General features: G+C 65.6%; 12 protein-coding genes. 8 read left to right on the top strand and 4 right to left on the bottom strand.

What is annotated here, in order from left to right:
- Positions 1-14: 14 nt before the first annotated feature.
- The gene (locus AC07U1_RS20075; RefSeq protein WP_495177771.1) at positions 15-1,175 is read right to left on the bottom strand and encodes a patatin-like phospholipase family protein; all 1,161 of its coding nucleotides are present in this window, start codon (positions 1,173-1,175) and stop codon (positions 15-17) included.
- A 149-nt stretch (positions 1,176-1,324) separates the two neighbouring features.
- On the opposite strand from AC07U1_RS20075, the gene ypfJ reads away from it, so the two are divergent.
- Genes ypfJ through AC07U1_RS20060 form a run of 3 tightly spaced genes read left to right on the top strand, consistent with a single transcriptional unit; the run spans position 1,325 to position 4,178 of the window.
- Positions 1,325-2,233 carry a KPN_02809 family neutral zinc metallopeptidase gene (gene ypfJ / locus AC07U1_RS20070; RefSeq protein WP_495178462.1) on the top strand — a complete coding sequence of 303 codons (909 nt, stop codon included), beginning with the start codon at positions 1,325-1,327 and terminating at the stop codon, positions 2,231-2,233.
- Positions 2,206-3,495 carry a metal-dependent hydrolase family protein gene (locus AC07U1_RS20065; protein ID WP_495177772.1) on the top strand — a complete coding sequence of 430 codons (1,290 nt, stop codon included), beginning with the start codon at positions 2,206-2,208 and terminating at the stop codon, positions 3,493-3,495. The genes ypfJ and AC07U1_RS20065 overlap by 28 nt, the downstream gene beginning before the upstream one ends.
- Complete coding sequence (locus AC07U1_RS20060) at positions 3,492-4,178, top strand: hypothetical protein (protein ID WP_495177773.1); 687 nt, start codon at positions 3,492-3,494, stop codon at positions 4,176-4,178. Before AC07U1_RS20065 ends, AC07U1_RS20060 begins: the two co-directional genes overlap by 4 nt.
- A gap of 5 nt (positions 4,179-4,183) precedes the next feature.
- Here the strand turns inward: AC07U1_RS20060 and AC07U1_RS20055 are convergent, their stop codons facing one another.
- The gene (locus tag AC07U1_RS20055) at positions 4,184-4,873 is read right to left on the bottom strand and encodes an HPP family protein (protein WP_495177774.1); all 690 of its coding nucleotides are present in this window, start codon (positions 4,871-4,873) and stop codon (positions 4,184-4,186) included.
- 163 nt (positions 4,874-5,036) lie between these two features.
- Between AC07U1_RS20055 and AC07U1_RS20050 the strand changes: the two genes are divergently transcribed.
- From AC07U1_RS20050 to AC07U1_RS20030, 5 genes are all read left to right on the top strand, one after another.
- Entirely contained in the window at positions 5,037-7,109 is a 2,073-nt protein-coding gene (locus AC07U1_RS20050) for a dipeptidyl-peptidase 5 (protein WP_495177775.1), read from the top strand.
- 158 nt (positions 7,110-7,267) lie between these two features.
- Positions 7,268-9,961: a valine--tRNA ligase gene (locus tag AC07U1_RS20045; protein WP_495177776.1), complete on the top strand. Its 2,694-nt coding sequence runs from the start codon at positions 7,268-7,270 to the stop codon at positions 9,959-9,961.
- Between the two features lie 101 nt (positions 9,962-10,062).
- The gene (locus AC07U1_RS20040; protein ID WP_492739770.1) at positions 10,063-11,427 is read left to right on the top strand and encodes an MATE family efflux transporter; all 1,365 of its coding nucleotides are present in this window, start codon (positions 10,063-10,065) and stop codon (positions 11,425-11,427) included.
- A gap of 94 nt (positions 11,428-11,521) precedes the next feature.
- Positions 11,522-12,694: a sensor histidine kinase gene (locus AC07U1_RS20035; protein WP_056350773.1), complete on the top strand. Its 1,173-nt coding sequence runs from the start codon at positions 11,522-11,524 to the stop codon at positions 12,692-12,694.
- Positions 12,695-12,698: 4 nt separating this feature from the next.
- Positions 12,699-13,430 carry a LytR/AlgR family response regulator transcription factor gene (locus tag AC07U1_RS20030; protein WP_056350771.1) on the top strand — a complete coding sequence of 244 codons (732 nt, stop codon included), beginning with the start codon at positions 12,699-12,701 and terminating at the stop codon, positions 13,428-13,430.
- An 11-nt stretch (positions 13,431-13,441) separates the two neighbouring features.
- On the opposite strand, the gene AC07U1_RS20025 is transcribed toward AC07U1_RS20030, so the two are convergent.
- Both AC07U1_RS20025 and AC07U1_RS20020 read right to left on the bottom strand, forming a co-directional pair.
- A complete protein-coding gene (locus AC07U1_RS20025; RefSeq protein ID WP_495177777.1) occupies positions 13,442-17,287 on the bottom strand; it encodes a beta strand repeat-containing protein in 3,846 nt (1,281 codons plus the stop codon).
- Positions 17,288-17,476: 189 nt separating this feature from the next.
- Positions 17,477-17,812 carry a UrcA family protein gene (locus AC07U1_RS20020; protein ID WP_492739317.1) on the bottom strand — a complete coding sequence of 112 codons (336 nt, stop codon included), beginning with the start codon at positions 17,810-17,812 and terminating at the stop codon, positions 17,477-17,479.
- Between the last annotated feature and the right edge of the window lie 182 nt (positions 17,813-17,994).

The following is a 17,994-nucleotide window of genomic DNA, read 5'->3' as shown; positions in this document are numbered from 1 at the left end:
GTTGGGGGGAGATTTTACCCTGTATTTTCCGTGGTCCGTTTCGGAACCAGACCGTCCGATTGCACCGCGAAGCTCTCCGACCGCCCCTCGGCGATACTTTCCGCGAGCAGATGCCCGTCCTTCATCGCCGCCTCGACCGCCTCCCGGCCCTGCGCCCAATTGGCCTCCACGGCGGTCCGCGAAAACTCGAAATCGCGCGCACCCGTCTGCCATTTCAAAGGGTTATGCACCAGCTGCACGACATTCAGCGCCTTGCAATCGACCATCTTGCGCACCGCCCGAACCTCCGGCAGCTCGCTCACGCCCGGCGGCAACTTCGCCAACATCCGGTCGATCAACCGATGCTCCTTCCGCCGCCGCACCAGTCCGTCCGAAATCCGCCGCGTCCGGCTCGAAAACCGGATATCCTTCTCGCGCGACCAGGCTTCTTCCAGATCGTGCGGCCGCTCGCCGCGCGCCGGGAACAGGTCGACCTGGAACACCAGCATATCCTCATGCGCCGCCTCGACGACATGTTCGAGCGGGGTGTTCGACACGAGCCCCCCGTCCCAATACCATGTCCCGTCGATCTCGATCGGCGGCAACCCCGGCGGCAGCGCGCCCGATGCGAGGATATGCCGCGCGTCGATCCGCTCGCTCTTGGTATCGAAGTATCGGAAATTCCCGGTCTCGACCGCGACCGCCCCCACCGACAGCCGGACATTGCCGTCGTTCAGACGGTCCCAGTCGACCAGCCGGTCGAGCGTCGCGACCAGCGGCGACGTGTCATAGAAACTCACCGCGCCGGGCGTCTGCCGTTCGGCCAGCGCCGGCGGCGGCCAGCGCGGCGTGAAGAACCCCGGCACCCCGAACGCCATCACCTGCCCCGCCGCCGCAAGGTGGTTCCACTCGCGCGCCATGTCGTTGTCGGGGATCGGCAGCGACGGCAGCGCCGACGACACGCCGTCCCAGAACGCGCGAAGCTTGCCAACCGCCTCGTCACGCTTGTTGCCCGCGATGATCGCGGCATTGACCGCGCCGATCGAAATCCCCGCCACCCAGTCGAGTTCGATCCCAAGCTCGATCAGCGCCTCATAAACCCCCGCCTGATAGGCGCCGAGCGCGCCGCCACCCTGCAGCACCAGCACGACGAGGTCGGGCAAAGGCAAGGCGGCTTTGGCAGCGCGGCGCGGCATGGACTCGGGGGCATCCTTCGGTCGGGGGCGCTGATTGGTGCACCGCAACACGGCGCATTGCAAGGCGGACGATGCGAAGCCCCTTCCAATTGCGGCGGGCTACTGCCACAAACGGACAGGACCTGACTTTTGCGCTGGAGACCCCCGAAATGCGCCTCGACGATTATGATCCCGGCGACGATATCCGCGACCTCGGCCGCGGCGGCGGCGGATTTGGCGGCGGCGGGGGTGGCGGCGGCATGGGCGGGCTGCTCATCGGACTGCTCCCGATGCTGCTCGGACGCAAAATGGGCTGCGGCACGATCCTGCTGCTCGGCGCGCTTGCTTTCATGTTCTTCGGCGGCGGCATGAACATGTTGTCGGGCGGCGGCGGTACCGTCGATCCGCAGGCCGACAGCCGCGGCGGGACCAACGTCGCCTGCGACACGGCGGCCGAGAAATTCGCGTGCAATGTCTTCGGCTCGACGCATCAAGTGTGGGGCAATCTTATCAGCAATTACCAGCGCCCGACGCTCAATTTCTTCACCGACCAGAACCGGTCGGGCTGCGGCGCGGCGCAGGCGGCGATGGGTCCCTTCTATTGCCCCGCCGATCAGGGCGTCTATCTCGACACCGCCTTCTTCAACGAACTGGCGCAGCGTTTCGGCGCCGCGGGCGACGCCGCGCAGGCCTATGTCGTCGCGCACGAAGTCGGTCACCATATCCAGACGATCACCGGTATTTCGGACAAGGTGCGCCAGGCGCAGCAACGATCGTCACAGGCCGAGGGCAATGCCTATCAGGTGCGCATGGAATTGCAGGCCGATTGTTATGCCGGGGTCTGGGCGAACCGCGCGCGCAACAGCGCCGGCCAACCCGTGATGGAACCCGGCGACCTGGAAGAGGCGATGACCGCCGCCAATGCGATCGGCGACGACACGCTGATGCGCTCGGCGGGCCAGCGCCCGGTCCCCGAAAGCTTCACCCACGGCACGAGCGAACAGCGTATGAGCTGGCTGCGCCGCGGCCTGCAGACCGGGGACCCCCGCCAGTGCGACACCTTCAGCGCCGCCATCTGATCGCCGCCGCAGCGGCGACCCTTCTGGCGAATTCCGCCCCGGCGGCGGCGGAGACGCTCTATGTCACGGCGGGGCGGCTGATCGACGGCGTCACCGACGAGGTGCGCACCGGCCACTGCATCACGGTTGAGGGCGAGCGGATCAAGGAGGTTGCACCGTGCGGCAAGGCGCCCGACGGCGCCAGGGTGATCGACTGGTCGGCCTACACCGTGCTGCCCGGCCTGATCGACCTCCACACCCACCTCGCCGACCTTGGCCAGAGCGCCGACCTCGCCGCGCCGATGAAGGCGTCGCCAGCCGAAACCGCGCTCGTCGGCGCGCGCAACGCCCGCGTGACCCTCGACGCCGGGTTCACCAGCGTCCGCGACGTCGGCACCTATCGCGGCCTCACCGACGTGACGCTGCGCAACGCGATCGAGCGCGGCGACGTGCCGGGTCCGCGCATGTGGGTCGCCGGCGCCTATCTCACCATCCCCGGCGGCGGCGGCGAACTCAACGGCGTCGTCCCGAACGATCAGTTGCCCGCCGACATGCGTCTCGGCGTCGCGGCGACGCCCGAGGAAGCGGCCGCTAAAACGACCTATCTGCTCGATCATGGCGCCGATTTCATCAAGACGATCGCGACCGGCGCGGTGCTCGCGATCGGCACCGAACCCGGCGCCCCCGAACTGACGCCCGAGCAGCTCCGTGCGATCGTGAAGGTCGCCCATGCCCGCGGCAAACGCGTCACCGCGCACGCCCATGGCGCGATCGGCATCCGCAATGCGATCGAGGCCGGAGTCGACAGCATCGAACATGCCAGCCTCGCCGACGAAGCGACGCTCCGCCTAGCCAAGCAGCACGGCACCTGGCTCGCGATGGACATCTACAACGGCGATTATATCGACGACATCGGGACCAAGGAGGGCTGGCCCGCCGAATATCTGCGCAAGAACCGCGAAACCACCGATGCCCAGCGCGCGGCTTTCAAGCGCGCGGTGGAGTTGCAGGTCAATATCGGCTTCGCGACCGACGCCGGCGTCTATCCGCACGGCCTCAACGCCCGCCAGTTCGCCTATATGGTGCGCTATGGCATGACGCCGATGCAAGCGATCCAGTCCGCCACCGGCCGCGCCGCCGAGGAAATGGGCCGCACCGACATCGGCGTCCTCGTGCCGGGGCGCTATGCCGACATGGTCGCGGTCCAGGCCGACCCGCTGACCGACATCCGCGCGCTCGAAAAGATCGATCATGTGATGAAGGGCGGAGTGCTGATCCGATGATCCGCGCGCTGGTCGTCGCCGCGCTGCTCACCACCTCGACGCCCGCGGCGGCGCAATATGGCGACGATGAATGGGTCTGCACGGCCAGCGCCAAGGGCAGCCGCGGCGCGCATGTCGATGTCACCGCGCAGGTCGACAGCGACGGCGAGATATGGTCTCGCTCGGTCAGCTGGACGCCGCCGATGCTCGACGCCAGCACGCCGCAATATCAGGATTTGGGCCAACCCGGCCTCGTCATCCAATATGACGATGCGGACGCCGAGGCGATCGGCGAATTGACGGGGGCCATCGGCGACGTGTCGAGCGTCGGCGGTCCCGGCGGCGCGCTCCGGCGGCTGACCATGTGGGTGCTGTTGGACGGCGGCGACAGCTGGAGCGTCGAGCCCGAACCGTTCGGCGTCGCCTACAAGATCGGCGGCAACCCCTTTCGCTACGCCTCGGCGCAGCTCGACGACACCGACTGGGATGGCGATCCCTATGAACGCCTCGAAACCGGATCCGCGGTGACGCTATCGCTGCGCGACACCATGGGTCGCCCGGTAGCCCAGGCGCGCTACGACCTGGCCGCGAAAGCCGAACGCGACCGCTTGTTCCGCTCGGCATGGCGCAAGTCCGAGAATATGGCAAAAACCCGCAAGCAGTGCGACAAAGCCGGCGAGGAAGAGACCGAAAGCGTCCCTTGAACGCCCTAGCTTTTGCCCATCCGCGACGCCGCATGAACCTCGGCCCGCTCGAGCAATAGCGCCAGATCCTCACGGCTGATGTCGAAGGTCTCGCCCAGATCGTCGAGCGCGGCGTCGATGTCCGCCATTTGCAGGCCCACCGGTGCGGGAACCAGCGTCTTTCCTTCCACCGGCCGCGCGCGATGCGGATAGCTGTGTCCCGAGAAGCGGTGGAAAAACATGCCGATCGCGACGAGGACGAGCGAATTGATCAGCACCGGCACGAGGAAATCGACGACATGGCTGGCAAAGGTCGACCAGCCGAGCACCGCGCTCAGCGCCACCGCGCCGCCCGGCGGGTGGAGGCAGCGCAGCAGCGACATCACCAGGATCGCGGTCGACACGGCGAGCGCGGCGGCGAGGGCCGAGGTCGACACCGCCTGCGCGACGACGATACCGACGATCGCGGAGATGGCATTGCCCCCGACGATCGACCATGGCTGCGCGAGCGGGCTCGATGGCACCGCGAACAACAGCACCGCCGACGCCCCGATCGGCGCGATGATCCACGGCATCGACGCCGGAAACATCGCGGCGCAGATCAGCCCGGCAAGCCCGATGCCCATCAACGCGCCGATGCTGCCGATCATCCGGTCGCGCAGGCTCGCGCCGGCGAGCAGCGGAATGAACAAACGACTCGGCTCGGGCTTCGACACGCAATTCTCCTTCGAGCGCGGGCCGATGACGCCAGGGCGCCGGCAAAGCCAGAGAGGATTGATTTGCCGTCGACAAGCCCGCTTTTCCGTCGCCCCGGAAAAGCGGCGGCGACAGCGGCCGCTTCGGCCTTGAACGCGCCCGCCGCATCGCTAAAGCCGTTGCATGCGTAACTTCATCCTGCCCAGCGCTATCGCGCTCGCCGCCGCTCTCTCGACCCCTGCCCTCGCCCGGCCGATGACCGAAGTCGACCTCGCGACGCTCAAGCGCGTCGCCGCGCCGACCGCCTCGCCCGATGGACGATGGGTGGTCTATCAGATGACCGAGACCGCGCCCGAGACGTATAAGCGCTCGACCGGACTGTGGGTCGTCGATCGCAACGCCAAGGATGCCGCGCCGGTCCGGATCGCCGATACCGCGGGCAAGAATGAAACTGACCCGGCCTTCCACAAGGACGGCATGCTGTTCTTCCTCTCCAACGCTTCGGGCAAGAGCCAGATCTGGCGCATCGACCTCCAGTCGATGAACACGCCGGCCGTGCAGGTGACCGATACCAAGGCGGACGTTTCGGGCTTCAAGATTTCGCCCGACGGCACCAAGCTGCTCGCATGGGGCGACATCGCCAAGGAATGCACGACCTTCGGCTGCGACGCCAAGGACAAGGGCGCGCTGCCCGGACCCGGCACCGGCCGCCTGTACAAGGACGGCGTCGGCTTCGTCCGCCATTGGGACGAATGGGAGACGCCGGGCACCTACAGCCGCCCCTTCGTCTTCAACCTCGAAGGCGGCAAGGCGACGACCGAGCGCGCGGTCGACGCCGGCTTGACCGGCGATAGCCCGTCCAAACCTTTCGGCGGCGGCGAGGAACTCGCCTGGGGCACCGACAGCCGCACCGTCTATTTCGCGCTGCGCAAGGCCGACCGGAATGAACCGATGTCGACCAACCTCGATATCTACAGCTGGCTGGTCGACAGCCGGATGATGCCCCAGAACCTGACCGAGGCGAATGCGGCGACCGACACCCTGCCCACCCCCTCGCCCGACGGCAAGTTTCTGGCGTACGCGGCAATGGCGCGGCCGACCTATGAGGCCGACCGCCAAGTGCTCATGCTCCGCGACCTGTCGACCGGCGAGACGCGCAAGCTGACCGACGCCTGGGATCGCTCGGTCGCCTCGATCGCCTGGGCGCCCGACGGCAAGTCGCTCTATGTCACCGCGCAGGATGTGCTCGACCATCCGGTGTTCAAGGTCGATGCAAAGACCGGCAAGGTCGAAAAGCTCAAGGCCACCACCGACCAGTGGGAAGGCAATATCGGCGACGTCACCCCGCTGCCCGGCGGCGCCCTGCTCTACAGCCGCAACAGCATCGCCGACCCGACCGACCTGTTCGTCCGCGACGCCAAGGGCAAGATTACCCGGCTGACCGAAGTCAACAAGGCGCAAATGGCCGAGATCGACCCCGTCGACGTCAAGCGCCTGCAGTTCGCCGGCGCCAATGGCGACACCGTCTGGGGCCAGATCGTCAAGCCCGCTGGCGCGACCGGCAAGCTGCCAGTCGCCTTCCTGATCCACGGCGGCCCGCAGTCGAGCTTCGGCAACGGCTGGTCGACGCGCTGGAACCCGCGGCTCTTCTCGGCGCCCGGCTATGCTGCGGTGACGATCGATTTCCACGGCTCGACGGGCTACGGTCAGGCCTTCACCGACAGCATCAACAAGGATTGGGGCGGCAAGCCGCTCGAAGACCTGAAACTCGGCCTCGCCGCCGCGGGCAAGCAGGATGCAACGCTCGACATCAGCAACGCCTGCGCGCTCGGCGGCTCCTACGGCGGTTACATGGCGAACTGGATCGCGGGCCAATGGCCCGACGGCTTCAAATGCCTCGTCCAGCACGACGGCGTCTTCGACGCCCGCGCCATGGCCTATGAGACCGAGGAACTATGGTTCGACGAGTGGGAGCATGGCGGCACCTATTACGACGTTCCAGAAGAATATGAAAAATGGAACCCGGTCAATCACGTGGCCAAGTGGAAGACCCCGATGCTGGTGATCACCAGCGAGAAGGATTTCCGCATTCCCTATACGCAGGGCATCGCCAGCTTCACCGCGCTCCAGCGCCGCGGCATCCCGTCGCAACTGCTGGTCTTCCCCGACGAGAATCATTGGGTGCTGAAGGGTCAGAACAGCGTGCAATGGTATGGTACGGTGTTCGACTGGATGAAGACCTACCTCAAGAAATAGCGCCGATTTCCTCTATCTCGTCACCCCGGACTTGATCCGGGGTCCCGCTCCCGCCCTTCCAGCGAGAAAAGCGGGATGCCGGATCAAGTCCGGCATGACGAGAATGGGATGGTTCCCCCTTGCCGCGCCGCACCATGGCTGGCAAAGCGCGGCGCATTATGCCGATGGAAAAAACATTCGATCCCGCCGCAATCGAGGCGAAATGGGCCCATGAATGGGAAAGCCGCGGGCTGTTTCGCCCCGCGCGCCCCGACGCGACACCCTATACGATCGTCAATCCGCCGCCGAACGTCACCGGCGCGCTCCATATCGGCCATGCGCTCGACAACACGTTGCAGGACGTGCTCGTCCGCTACGAACGGCTGCGCGGAAAAGACGCGTTGTGGGTCGTCGGCATGGATCATGCCGGCATCGCGACGCAGATGGTCGTCGAGCGCCAGCTTGAGGCGCGACAGGACAAGCGCACCAACTACAGCCGCGAGGATTTCATCGACAAGGTGTGGCAGTGGAAGGCGGAAAGCGGCGGCCAGATCACCGGCCAGCTCCGCCGTCTCGGCTGCTCGATGGACTGGTCGCGCGAACAGTTCACCATGGACCCGCATTTCACCGCCGCGGTGGTCAAGGTGTTCGTCGACCTCCACAAAAAGGGTCTGATCTACCGCGACAAGCGCCTCGTGAACTGGGACCCCAAGCTCAAGACCGCGATCTCCGACCTCGAGGTCGAAACGCATGAGGTTCAGGGCGGCTTCTGGCACTTCAAATATCCGCTCGCCGACGGCGTGACGCTCGAGGACGGGCGCGACTATATCGAGGTCGCGACGACGCGCCCCGAAACCATGCTCGCCGACATGGCGGTCGCGGTGCACCCCGACGATCCGCGCTACAAGAGCGTGATCGGCAAGGATATATTGCAGCCGATCACCGGCCGCCGCTTCAAGATCGTCGCCGACGAACATGCCGATCCCGAACTGGGGTCGGGCGCGGTAAAGATCACGCCCGGACATGATTTCAACGACTTCGACGTCGGCAAGCGCGCGGGCTTCAAGCCCGGCGAGATGCTCAACATGCTCGACGGCGACGCGAACGTCATCCAGACAAGCGACGGGCTGATCCCCGACGAATATCTCGGTCTCCACCGCTTCAAGCGCGATGGGATCGATGGCGCGCGCGAACTCGTCGTCACGCGGATGAAGGAGGCCGGCTTCCTCATTCCACACATCGTGACTTCAAAAGAGGGGGACGTCGTCGAGCATGACGCCGAACCGCGCACGATCCAAACCCCCTTTGGCGACCGCGGCGGCGTGGTGATCGAGCCCTGGCTCACCGACCAATGGTATGTCGACGCCGAAACGCTGGCGCAGCCGCCGATGGCGGCGGTCCGCGACGGGCGCATCAACATCGTCCCCAAGACGTGGGAAAAGACCTTTTTCAACTGGATGGAGAATATCCAGCCTTGGTGCGTTTCGCGCCAGCTCTGGTGGGGTCACCGGATTCCGGCCTGGTACGCTGACGATGGTCGCATCTTCGTCGCCGAGACCGAAGAGGAAGCGCAGGCCGAAGCCGGCGCAGGTGTCGCGCTCACCCGCGACGAAGACGTCCTCGACACCTGGTTCTCCTCCGCCCTCTGGCCGTTCGCGACGCTCGGCTGGCCCGAAGACACCGACCTCGTCAAGCGCCACTACCCAAATGACGTCCTCATCTCCGGCTTCGACATCCTGTTCTTCTGGGATGCGCGCATGGCGATGCAGGGCATGGAGTTCATGGGCGATGTCCCGTGGAAGACGCTCTATCTCCACGGCCTCGTCCGCGCGCCCGACGGCGCGAAGATGTCGAAGTCGAAGGGCAATGTCGTCGACCCGCTCGGGCTGATCGACCAATATGGCGCCGACGCGCTGCGCTTTTTCATGGCGGCGATGGAAAGTCAGGGCCGCGACATCAAGATGGATGACGCGCGCCTCGCGGGCTATCGCAACTTCGCGACCAAGCTGTGGAATGCCGCGCGCTTCTGCGAAGCCAATGGCATTTCGGCCTCGACCAGCCTCACCGCCCCCGCCGCGACACTGCCGGTCAACCGCTGGATCATCGGCGAGGTCGCCGACACCGTCGCCGCGATGGACCGGGCGCTCGCCGCCTTCCGTTTCGACGAAGCGTCGAATGCGATCTACAGCTTCGCGTGGGACCGTTTCTGCGACTGGTATCTCGAGCTGATCAAGGGTGCGATCGACGACGAGACGAAGGCCGTCGCCGGCTGGGTGCTCGACCAGATCCTCGTCATGCTACATCCCTTCATGCCCTTCATCACCGAAGAGCTGTGGACCGGGCTGGGCGACCGCGCCGATTATCCGCTGATCACCGCCAAATGGCCCGAACCGGACGCCGTGCGCGACACCGAAGCCAGCGCCGATATCGATTGGCTGATCAAGCTCGTCGGCGAACTGCGCACCGCCAAGGCCGAACTCGGCCTCCCGCCGGGCGCCCGCCTCACCGCGCACTTCCCGCCGTCGCTCAGGACCCGCACCGACAAGCTCGCGGCGCAGCTCGACCGCCTCGCGCGGCTCGAAGCCGTCAGCTTCGACCCCGCGCCCGCCGGCGCCTCGGCACAACTCGTCGTCGAAGGCGAGACCATCACCGTCCCGCTCGAAGGCGTGATCGACATCGCCGCCGAACGCGACCGCCTGACCAAAACGCTCGCCGCCGCGGCGAAGGAACGCGACGGCCTCGCTGGCCGCCTGAACAATCCGTCCTTCGTCGAGCGTGCCAAGCCCGAAGCGGTCGAAAAAGCGCGCACCGACCATGCCGCGAAGGACGCCGAGGCCGATCGCCTGACCGCCGCGCTGGCCCGTCTGGGGTGAGCGACGGCGAGACACCCGTCACGCCGACGCCGGTTGCGGCCGCCGCCGACCCGGCGGCCAATCCCGTTCCGCCGCGCCAGACTGCGCGCGGCGGCGGGCGGATGGACCTGACGACGGGGCCGATCGCCAAAACGCTGATCCTCTTCGCGCTGCCGACGCTGGCGTCGAATATTCTCCAAACGCTGTCGGGTTCGGTCAACGCCATCTGGGTCGGCCAGTTCCTCGGCGAAAGCGCACTCGCGGCGACCGCCAACGCCAACATCATCATGTTCCTGATGTTCGGCGCCTTCTTCGGCTTCGGCATGGCGGCGACCGTGCTCATCGGCCAGTCGATGGGCCGCGGCGACGTCGACGCTGCGCGCCGGGCGACCGGCGGCGTCATCGGCCTCGCGCTGATCTTCTCGGTGGTCATCGCGATCGTCGGCTGGTTCGCGTCCGATCAGATACTGCACTGGCTGAAAACCCCGCCCGAGGCTTTTGCGCTCGCGCACGACTATCTGCGCGTGACCTTCCTCGCCGTGCCCGCCTCCATGCTGTCGGTGACGCTGATGATGGCCTCGCGCGGCGCCGGCGATGCGGTGACGCCGCTGCGCTTCATGATCCTCGCCGTGGTGCTCGACATCGCCTTCAACCCGATCCTCATCCTCGGCCTCGGCCCCTTCCCGCGCCTCGGCATCGCGGGCAGCGCGCTGGCGACCGCCGTTGCCGGCACGATCGCGCTGATCGGCATGATCGGCTGGTTCTATGCGAAGAACCATGTCCTGCGCCTGCGCGGGCACGAGCTGTCCTACCTGCTCCCCAAATGGAGCGAGCTGCGCTTCATCATCGGGCGCGGCTTGCCGATGGGCGCCCAGATGCTCGTCATTTCGGGGGCCGGGCTCGTCATGGTCGGCCTCGTCAACCGCGAGGGCCTCGTCACCGCCGCCGCCTATGGCGCGACGCTGCAGCTGTGGAACTATATCCAGATGCCCGCGCTCGCGGTCGGCGCCGCGGTCAGCTCGATGGCGGCGCAGAATATCGGAGCCGGGCGCTGGGACCGCGTGTCGTCGGTCACCAACAGCGGGATCGCGATCAATCTCGCGATGACCGGGGTGCTGATCGTCCTGCTGCTGCTCTTCGACCGCGCCGCGCTCGCGCTGTTCCTCGGCAGCGGCAGCGACGCCATCGATGTCGCGCGCAACATCCAGTATATCGCCACCTGGACCTTCCTGCCCTTCGGCACGACGATCGTCCTCATCAGCACGCTGCGCGCCAACGGTTCGGTCGTGCCGCCGCTGATCATCCTGTTCCTGTCGATGTTCCCGATCCGCCTCGGCATCTATTATTTCGGCTACCCGCTGATCGGCAGCGACATATTGTGGTGGAGCTTCCCGCTGTCCTCGATTGCCTCGCTCGCGATGGCATGGGCGGTGTACCGGCGCGGCGGCTGGCGCGGCGCGATGAGAGCGCCAGCGGCGGCCGATTGAGCCGGGCCGCGCTTTCGACCAACCTCCCCCCGCCTTCGACTGGCGGTCAGGTGACGACTCGCGCTATTGCGTGGGCTGCGATAGGAGGGCGCCAATGAACATGTCCGACCGCAAACTGGCCCAGAGCGATCGCCGCGCCAGATTCCTCGCCGCCGCGCCCGACTGGCGCGCCTCCGACGCCCGCGTCAATCCGCGCGTCGCGATCGGCTCGATCCTCGCGATGTGGATGCTCTATTTTCTCATCACCACCGGGCTCGCGCTGCTCACCGGCGCGCCCGACCAATGGGAGTTCGTCGGCCGGCGCGCGATCGTCGTCGTCGCGGGCATTCTGTGCACCTTCGTCCTCTATCAATTGCTCCAGCGCGTGCAGCCAAAGAGTTTCGGTGCCAGGCTGGCCGCCGCTCTGGGGACGGCGATTCCGCTGGTGGTTCTCTACGCGACGATCAACCTGCTGGTCTTCTACTATTGGTTTCCCGGCCCCGACACCAAGACGATCATCGCCGAGGTACAGGAAAAATATCCGGTCGCATGGGAAACGGTGCTGATCCTCGACAGCTCGATCCGCTGGTATTTCTTCTTCGCGGTGTGGGCGGCGCTCTATGTCGCCTTCGGCTATGCGAACGAGATGCACGCGGTCGAACGCCGCGCCGACAGCTATCGGATCGAGGCCCAGACCGCGCAGCTTCGTGCGCTCCATTATCAGGTCAATCCACACTTCCTGTTCAACACGCTCAACTCGCTCTCGACCCTCGTCCTGCGCGGCTCGAAGGCGGAGGCCGAGACGATGATCATGAACCTCGCCTCCTTCCTGCGCTCGAGCCTCGCGATCGACCCCGAGCAACTCGTCAGCCTCGACGAGGAAATCGCGCTCCAGCGCCTCTATCTCGACATCGAACAGACGCGCTTTCCCGACCGGCTGCACGTCGAGGTGACGATGCCGAAGGAACTGGAGCATGCGTGCGTTCCGGTGCTGATCCTGCAACCGATCATCGAGAATGCGATCAAATATGGCGTCGCGCCCAGCAAGGGCACGATCGCGATCCGCCTGACCGCCAGCGCCGAATATGGCCTGCTGGTGCTGCGTATCGAAAACGATGTCGATTCAGCGGCGCCGGTTCCCGAACCCGGCACCGGCCTGGGTCTCGGCAATGTGCGCGAACGATTGATGACACGCTATGGCCCGACCGCGGGCTGCGAATGGGGCAAGTCGGACGATGGCGGCTTCGTCGTCTCGCTGTGGCTGCCGTTCGCCAGGCAGGGGTGCTGAAGAAATGATCCAGACGTTGAGAACCCTGATCGTCGATGACGAACCGCTCGCGATCGAACGGCTCCAGATCCTTGCCGGGCAACAGGAAGGCGTGTCGCTGGTCGGCACCGCGACCGACGGCGCCTCGGCGCTGCGGCTGGTCGATGCGCTCGCGCCCGACCTCGTACTCTGCGACATCGCGATGCCGGGGCTGAACGGTCTGGACGTCGCCGCCGCGATCGACCAGCTCGACAATCCGCCGGCGGTGATCTTCGTGACCGCCTTCGACCAATATGCCGTCGCCGCCTTCGACGTCGCGGCGGTCGACTATCTGCTCAAGCCGGTATCGCCCGACCGGCTTGGCCGCGCGTTGGGCCGCGTACGCGAATGGCGCACGACCGACCGCACCCGCTCACCCAAGAGCAAGTGGATCGGCGAATTCTGGGTCCAGAACCGCGGCGAGATGCTGCGCATCGACGCCGGCCAGGTCGATTTGATCGAGGCCGAACGCGACTATATGCGGCTTCACGTCGGCGCGCGCAGCTGGCTGATCCACCAGACGATCAAGTCGCTCGAAGCGCGCATGGACCCCGACCAGTTCATGCGTATCCACCGGTCTAAGATGATCCGCCGCGAGGGTATCGTCGGGCTCAAACATCATGGCGACGGCGCCTGGAGCGTCGATCTGGGCGAAGGCGGCGTCCACCGTATCGGACGCACTTACCTCCACGACGTCAAGGCGATCATGCAGAACTGACCCGCCGCCGGTTACCCGAACATCACGGCCTCGCGATTGAGGTAGCTCAGCCAGATTTCGGCCCCCTGATCGGCGCCGAACAGCGCAGCGTCGCTACCGAATTCCAAGGTTTGCAAGGCATCCATCGCCTTATCCGACAAGTCGGCCACCTTCGCGGGCCCGCTCGCGAAGATGAAGTCGCCCGCCGTGAGCGTGCCCATCTGGACATTGTGCAGCACGATCACGTCGCCGGACGCGAGCAGGATCGCGCCGACATTGCCGTCCTGCACAAAGCCGCCGCTGATCTGGCCCAGCCCGGTGATGCCAAGCCCGCTGAGGTCGATGCGATCCTGCCCGCGCGTGAAGTCGCCGATGACGTCGGCGCCCGAACCTGGGGTAAAGACGAAAATGTCGTTGCCGGCTTCACCGAACAGCACATCGTTGCCGCCCATCCCGTTCAATACATCGTTCCCCGCGCCGCCGAGCAGATAGTTGCCGGTCGCATTGCCCGTGATACGATTGTCGAGGTTATTGCCGACGCCGAACGGCGTGTTGCCCTCCAACACCAGATTCTCGATGTTGGCATAGAGATAATAGCCGGCACCCTGAATATTGGCATAGACCGTATCGACGCCCTGCCCCGCCTGCTCGAACACCAGATCGTGGGGCGTATCGACGTAAAAGCGGTCGTCGCCCTCATTGCCATAGAGCAGGTCGTAATCGCCGAGCGTGCTGTCGCCGCGCAAGATGTCGTTTCCGATGCCGCCGACGAGGATGTCGGTGTGGAAGCCCGTCCCGCCGATCAGCGTGTCATTGCCGTCCTCGCCATAAATCTCGTCCGCGTCGGCTCCGCCGTCGATGACGTCGTTGCCGGTCCCGCCGACAAGATAGTCGATCCCCTCGTCACCGAACAGCTGGTCGTCGCCGTCCTCGCCGAAGATCGCGTCGCGCGCGCCGCCGCCGCGGACAACATCCTTGCCCGCGCCTGCAATCAGCAGATTTTCGCCTTCGTTGCCGAGGATCGTGTTGGCAAGTTCGTTGCCGACCCCGAAGATATTCGCGCCTGGAGTCGGATTGAGGAACAGATTCTCGACGCCAGCGTAAAGATAGAATGAAGAGGTCGAAACGACCGTGTCATTCCCTTCGTTCGTATTTTCGAAGATGATATCGTTCAGCGAGTCGACGAAATAGGTGTCATCGCCAGTGCCGCCATGCAAATGATCTTCCCCGACGCCGCCGATCAACTGGTCATTTCCGCCAGCGCCGAAGATCACATCGTTTCCGCCACCGCCGGACAGCAGGTCCCGGCCGCCGGCCCCGGTAATAACATCCATCCCGGCACCGCCCGTCACATTGCCAAGCCCGGGAAGATAGCCGGTCAGGTCGAAGCTGTTTCCGAAATCGGACAGGAAAAACACTGCGCCGGTCGAAGCGACGCCCGCCATCGACACCGACCCCGCGGTGGTCAGAACGAAACTTCCGCCATAAATATTGGTCGCATTATCGAGCTGAGCGGCCGTCAACGACAGCCGCCCGCCAAAATGCATCTGAATCTCCTCGACGTCGGTCAAGGTGATGTTCGAGATATTGACGTTGAGATCGCCGAAGAAGAATTGCAACCGGTCGGTTCCGGCGCCGCCGTCATAAACTTCGCTGGCGACGAGATCGGACGCGGCTTCGATGAAGAACACGTCGTTGCCCTGGCCCCCGCGCACCGTATCGCGTCCCGCGCCGCCGATCACGACATCGTCGCCGTCGCCGCCATCGAGGACGTCGTTGCCCGCGCCGCCGTACACGCCGTCATGGCCACTGCCGCTGATGATCGTGTCCGCCCCGGCACCGCCGTGAAGATTGAAGCGCGCCTGGCCCAGCACGCCGCGCGCGTCGAAGACGGTCGCGCTGTCGGAAAAATAGAAATAGGTCTCGGTGACCGTCTTACCGTTCAGGTTTATGGTCCCGCCAGTCGACAGGTGGATATCGGTGGCGTGAGCCATCAGCGACGAGAAACCATTGATCTGCGCGGCCGAGGCGGTGATGTTGCCGCCGCCGTTCGACCGGAGCGTTTCGATGCCGGTCACGGTCGATGCGGAAATGTCGACATTCGGAGCAGTGATCCAGAGCGTATCCTGCCCCGCACCGCCCGCCAGCGTGTGTGCGCCCGAGAAACCGTTGATCTCGACATAGAGCGTGTCGTTGCCCTCGCCGCCGTCGAGCCGGTTTATGCCCCCGCCGCCGTAAAGCTCGTCATTCCCGATGCCGCCGGCCAGTTCGTCATTGCCCTCGCCGCCGTCGAGACGGTCAACGCCGGTGCCGCCGGTCAGCCGGTCGTCGCCGCCAAAGCCTTCCAGCCAAGACCCGTTGTTGTTGGCGATCAACGTGTCGCCGGCCGCGCCGCCCTGAAGGCGAAGGAAACCGGTCGAACCGCGCGCATCGAGCGTTGTCGCCACGTCGCCGGCGATCAGGATGCTGTTGTCGGCATCGAGCCCGTCCAAGAGCGAGATCCCGCCGCCCAACACGAAGAATACGCCGCGGATATAGGATATTGTATCGAGCTGGCTCGCCGCCAACGCGACCTCGTAGGAGCCGTTCTGCACGATTTCTTCGATGCCCGTGACGGTCGCCTGGCTGAAGTCGAACCGCCCCGACTGGGACGAGGCGATTTCGATCCGGTCGTTGCCGTCGCCGCCGGCGATCACCTCGCCGGCCTGGATCTGGTCGGCCGCCCTGAAAACGAACACATCGTCGCCGGCGCCGCCGCTCAGCTGGTCTTGGCCGAGCCCGCCTTCGATGCGATCGTCGCCGCCACCGCCGGAAAGGATGTCGTTGCCGCCGCCGCCCGCGATCACATCGGCGAAGGCGGTTCCGATGACCGTATCGACGGCGGTCCCACCCTGCAGCTGGAGCGAACCGCCGACGGCCCCGCTCGCGTCGACCGTCGTCGCATTGTTCGACGTCGTGATGATCGTCTGCAGCGTCGCGTCGGCCAGCGACAAGATCCCGCCGTCCGCCAGCCTGATCCTGTGGCTGACCTCGGTCAGGTCGGCGACCTGCGAAATCAGCATCGTGAGATCGCCGCCCCCGGCAATCCGCTCGATCCCCGTCAGCGTCATCGCGCTGAGATCGATATGGCCGCCGAAGTTGCTGCCGATGAATTCCAGCGTATCGATGCCGGCGCCGCCGTCATAGGTCTCGCCCGCGCGGATTTCGGCATCGCTGCGAAACTGGAGAAAGTCGTTGCCGTCCCCGCCGCGGACGATGTCGACCCCCTCGCCGCCGTAGATATAGTCCGTTCCGCCGCCGCCGACGAGAATGTCGTCGCCCGCGCCGCCCCAAAGCGTATCGTTGCGATCGCCGCCGGTGATCTGGTCCCTCGCCGTGCCGCCGATGACGAACGCGCCGGTCGGGTTGCCGGGGTCGAGAGGAAGCATGCCGGTCATGTCGAACACCGTGTCGGCGTTCGCCAGCCTGAACACGCTGCTGCTGGCAATCTTCGTTCCGCTGAACGACATGGTGCCGCCATTCGTCAGCTGGAACCCGCCGTACAGCCATTGCATGGAGTCGAGCTGCTCCGCGGCGACGCGGGTGTTGCCGTTGGGGGTCGATTCGATCCCCTCGATGCTCGTCAGGACCAGCGTGGACAGATCGACGGTTCCGCCGTTTATGCGGATCTTGTCGAAACCCGCGCCCCCGTCGATCGTTTCGCCCGGCGCCACATCGCCGCCGCCGTAGATGAACTCGTCGTCGCCGTCGCCACCCGACAATGTGTCGGCGCCGCCCTTGCCATAGATGACGTCATTGCCGCCATTGCCCATGATCGTATCGGCATCCGCAGTGCCGCTCAGCGTCTCGTTACCCGGACCGCCAATAATTTCCGCCACCCCAATTTCCCCCGAAAAAACAAGCTGAATCGGCTATTGCCCATAGCGTCGCGGCGCCGCAAATCTTTTCGTCGCCAAAAGCTTCGGTTCGTCGCAGGATTCCCGGGCCCGGACAGCGACGGGCAAAGAAAAAAGCGGCCATGCCGGAGCATGGCCGCCCTTTGCCGGCCGTCGGGCCGTGGGACATCGTCAGGGCGCGGCGACGGTCACCGAGCCGCGATCGGCCACCGCGGTGCCGGCGCCGTTGAACAGGCTGGCCAGCTTCACATCGGTATCCTTCATCGTGTCGTTGGCGCATTCGCGCGCTTTCTGCTGGGCGCGAAGCCCCTGCGCCAGCCGGGTGTCGCACACTTCGCGCACCGCCATCTTGACGCGGGTGGTCAGCCGGTCGCGGCCCGATGCGCCGGAAAGGTTGAGATCGTCGTAGCGGACGACGACGCTTTTCTTCTCCTGCGCGGCGGCAGGAACGGAGATGCTGGTGAGTGCCAGGGGCACTGCCAGCAGGATCAGGGTCAGTTTCGCCATGGGGGAGTCCTCTCTTGGGGGATGCGGGATACGAGGACCTGGACCGGGGAAGGCCACCGCCCCCGTATCCCGCATTTGAAGAGATATGGGCTTTTCCCGCGCCGCGCAGTCGGGGTTCGACCGGCTGGAACGAGCGCTCGATTGGCAGACGAAGCGCGTTCGGTCGTCGACGAATGGCCAAA

It is taken from the genome of Sphingopyxis sp. GW821-FHT02C12 (assembly GCF_059421785.1).
The sequence above is the reverse complement of the archived record's forward strand: the minus strand, read 5'-3'. Positions and strand labels throughout refer to the sequence as shown.

What these genes read in the sequence shown, in the direction of transcription:
- AC07U1_RS20020 (WP_492739317.1), bottom strand. Translation starts at nt 17,812, where the DNA reads ATGGCGAAACTGACCCTGATCCTGCTGGCAGTGCCCCTGGCACTCACC.
- AC07U1_RS20040 (WP_492739770.1), top strand. Translation starts at nt 10,063, where the DNA reads ATGGACCTGACGACGGGGCCGATCGCCAAAACGCTGATCCTCTTCGCG.
- ypfJ (WP_495178462.1), top strand. Translation starts at nt 1,325, where the DNA reads ATGCGCCTCGACGATTATGATCCCGGCGACGATATCCGCGACCTCGGC.
- AC07U1_RS20045 (WP_495177776.1), top strand. Translation starts at nt 7,268, where the DNA reads ATGCCGATGGAAAAAACATTCGATCCCGCCGCAATCGAGGCGAAATGG.
- AC07U1_RS20060 (WP_495177773.1), top strand. Translation starts at nt 3,492, where the DNA reads ATGATCCGCGCGCTGGTCGTCGCCGCGCTGCTCACCACCTCGACGCCC.
- AC07U1_RS20030 (WP_056350771.1), top strand. Translation starts at nt 12,699, where the DNA reads ATGATCCAGACGTTGAGAACCCTGATCGTCGATGACGAACCGCTCGCG.
- AC07U1_RS20035 (WP_056350773.1), top strand. Translation starts at nt 11,522, where the DNA reads ATGAACATGTCCGACCGCAAACTGGCCCAGAGCGATCGCCGCGCCAGA.
- AC07U1_RS20075 (WP_495177771.1), bottom strand. Translation starts at nt 1,175, where the DNA reads ATGCCGCGCCGCGCTGCCAAAGCCGCCTTGCCTTTGCCCGACCTCGTC.
- AC07U1_RS20050 (WP_495177775.1), top strand. Translation starts at nt 5,037, where the DNA reads ATGCGTAACTTCATCCTGCCCAGCGCTATCGCGCTCGCCGCCGCTCTC.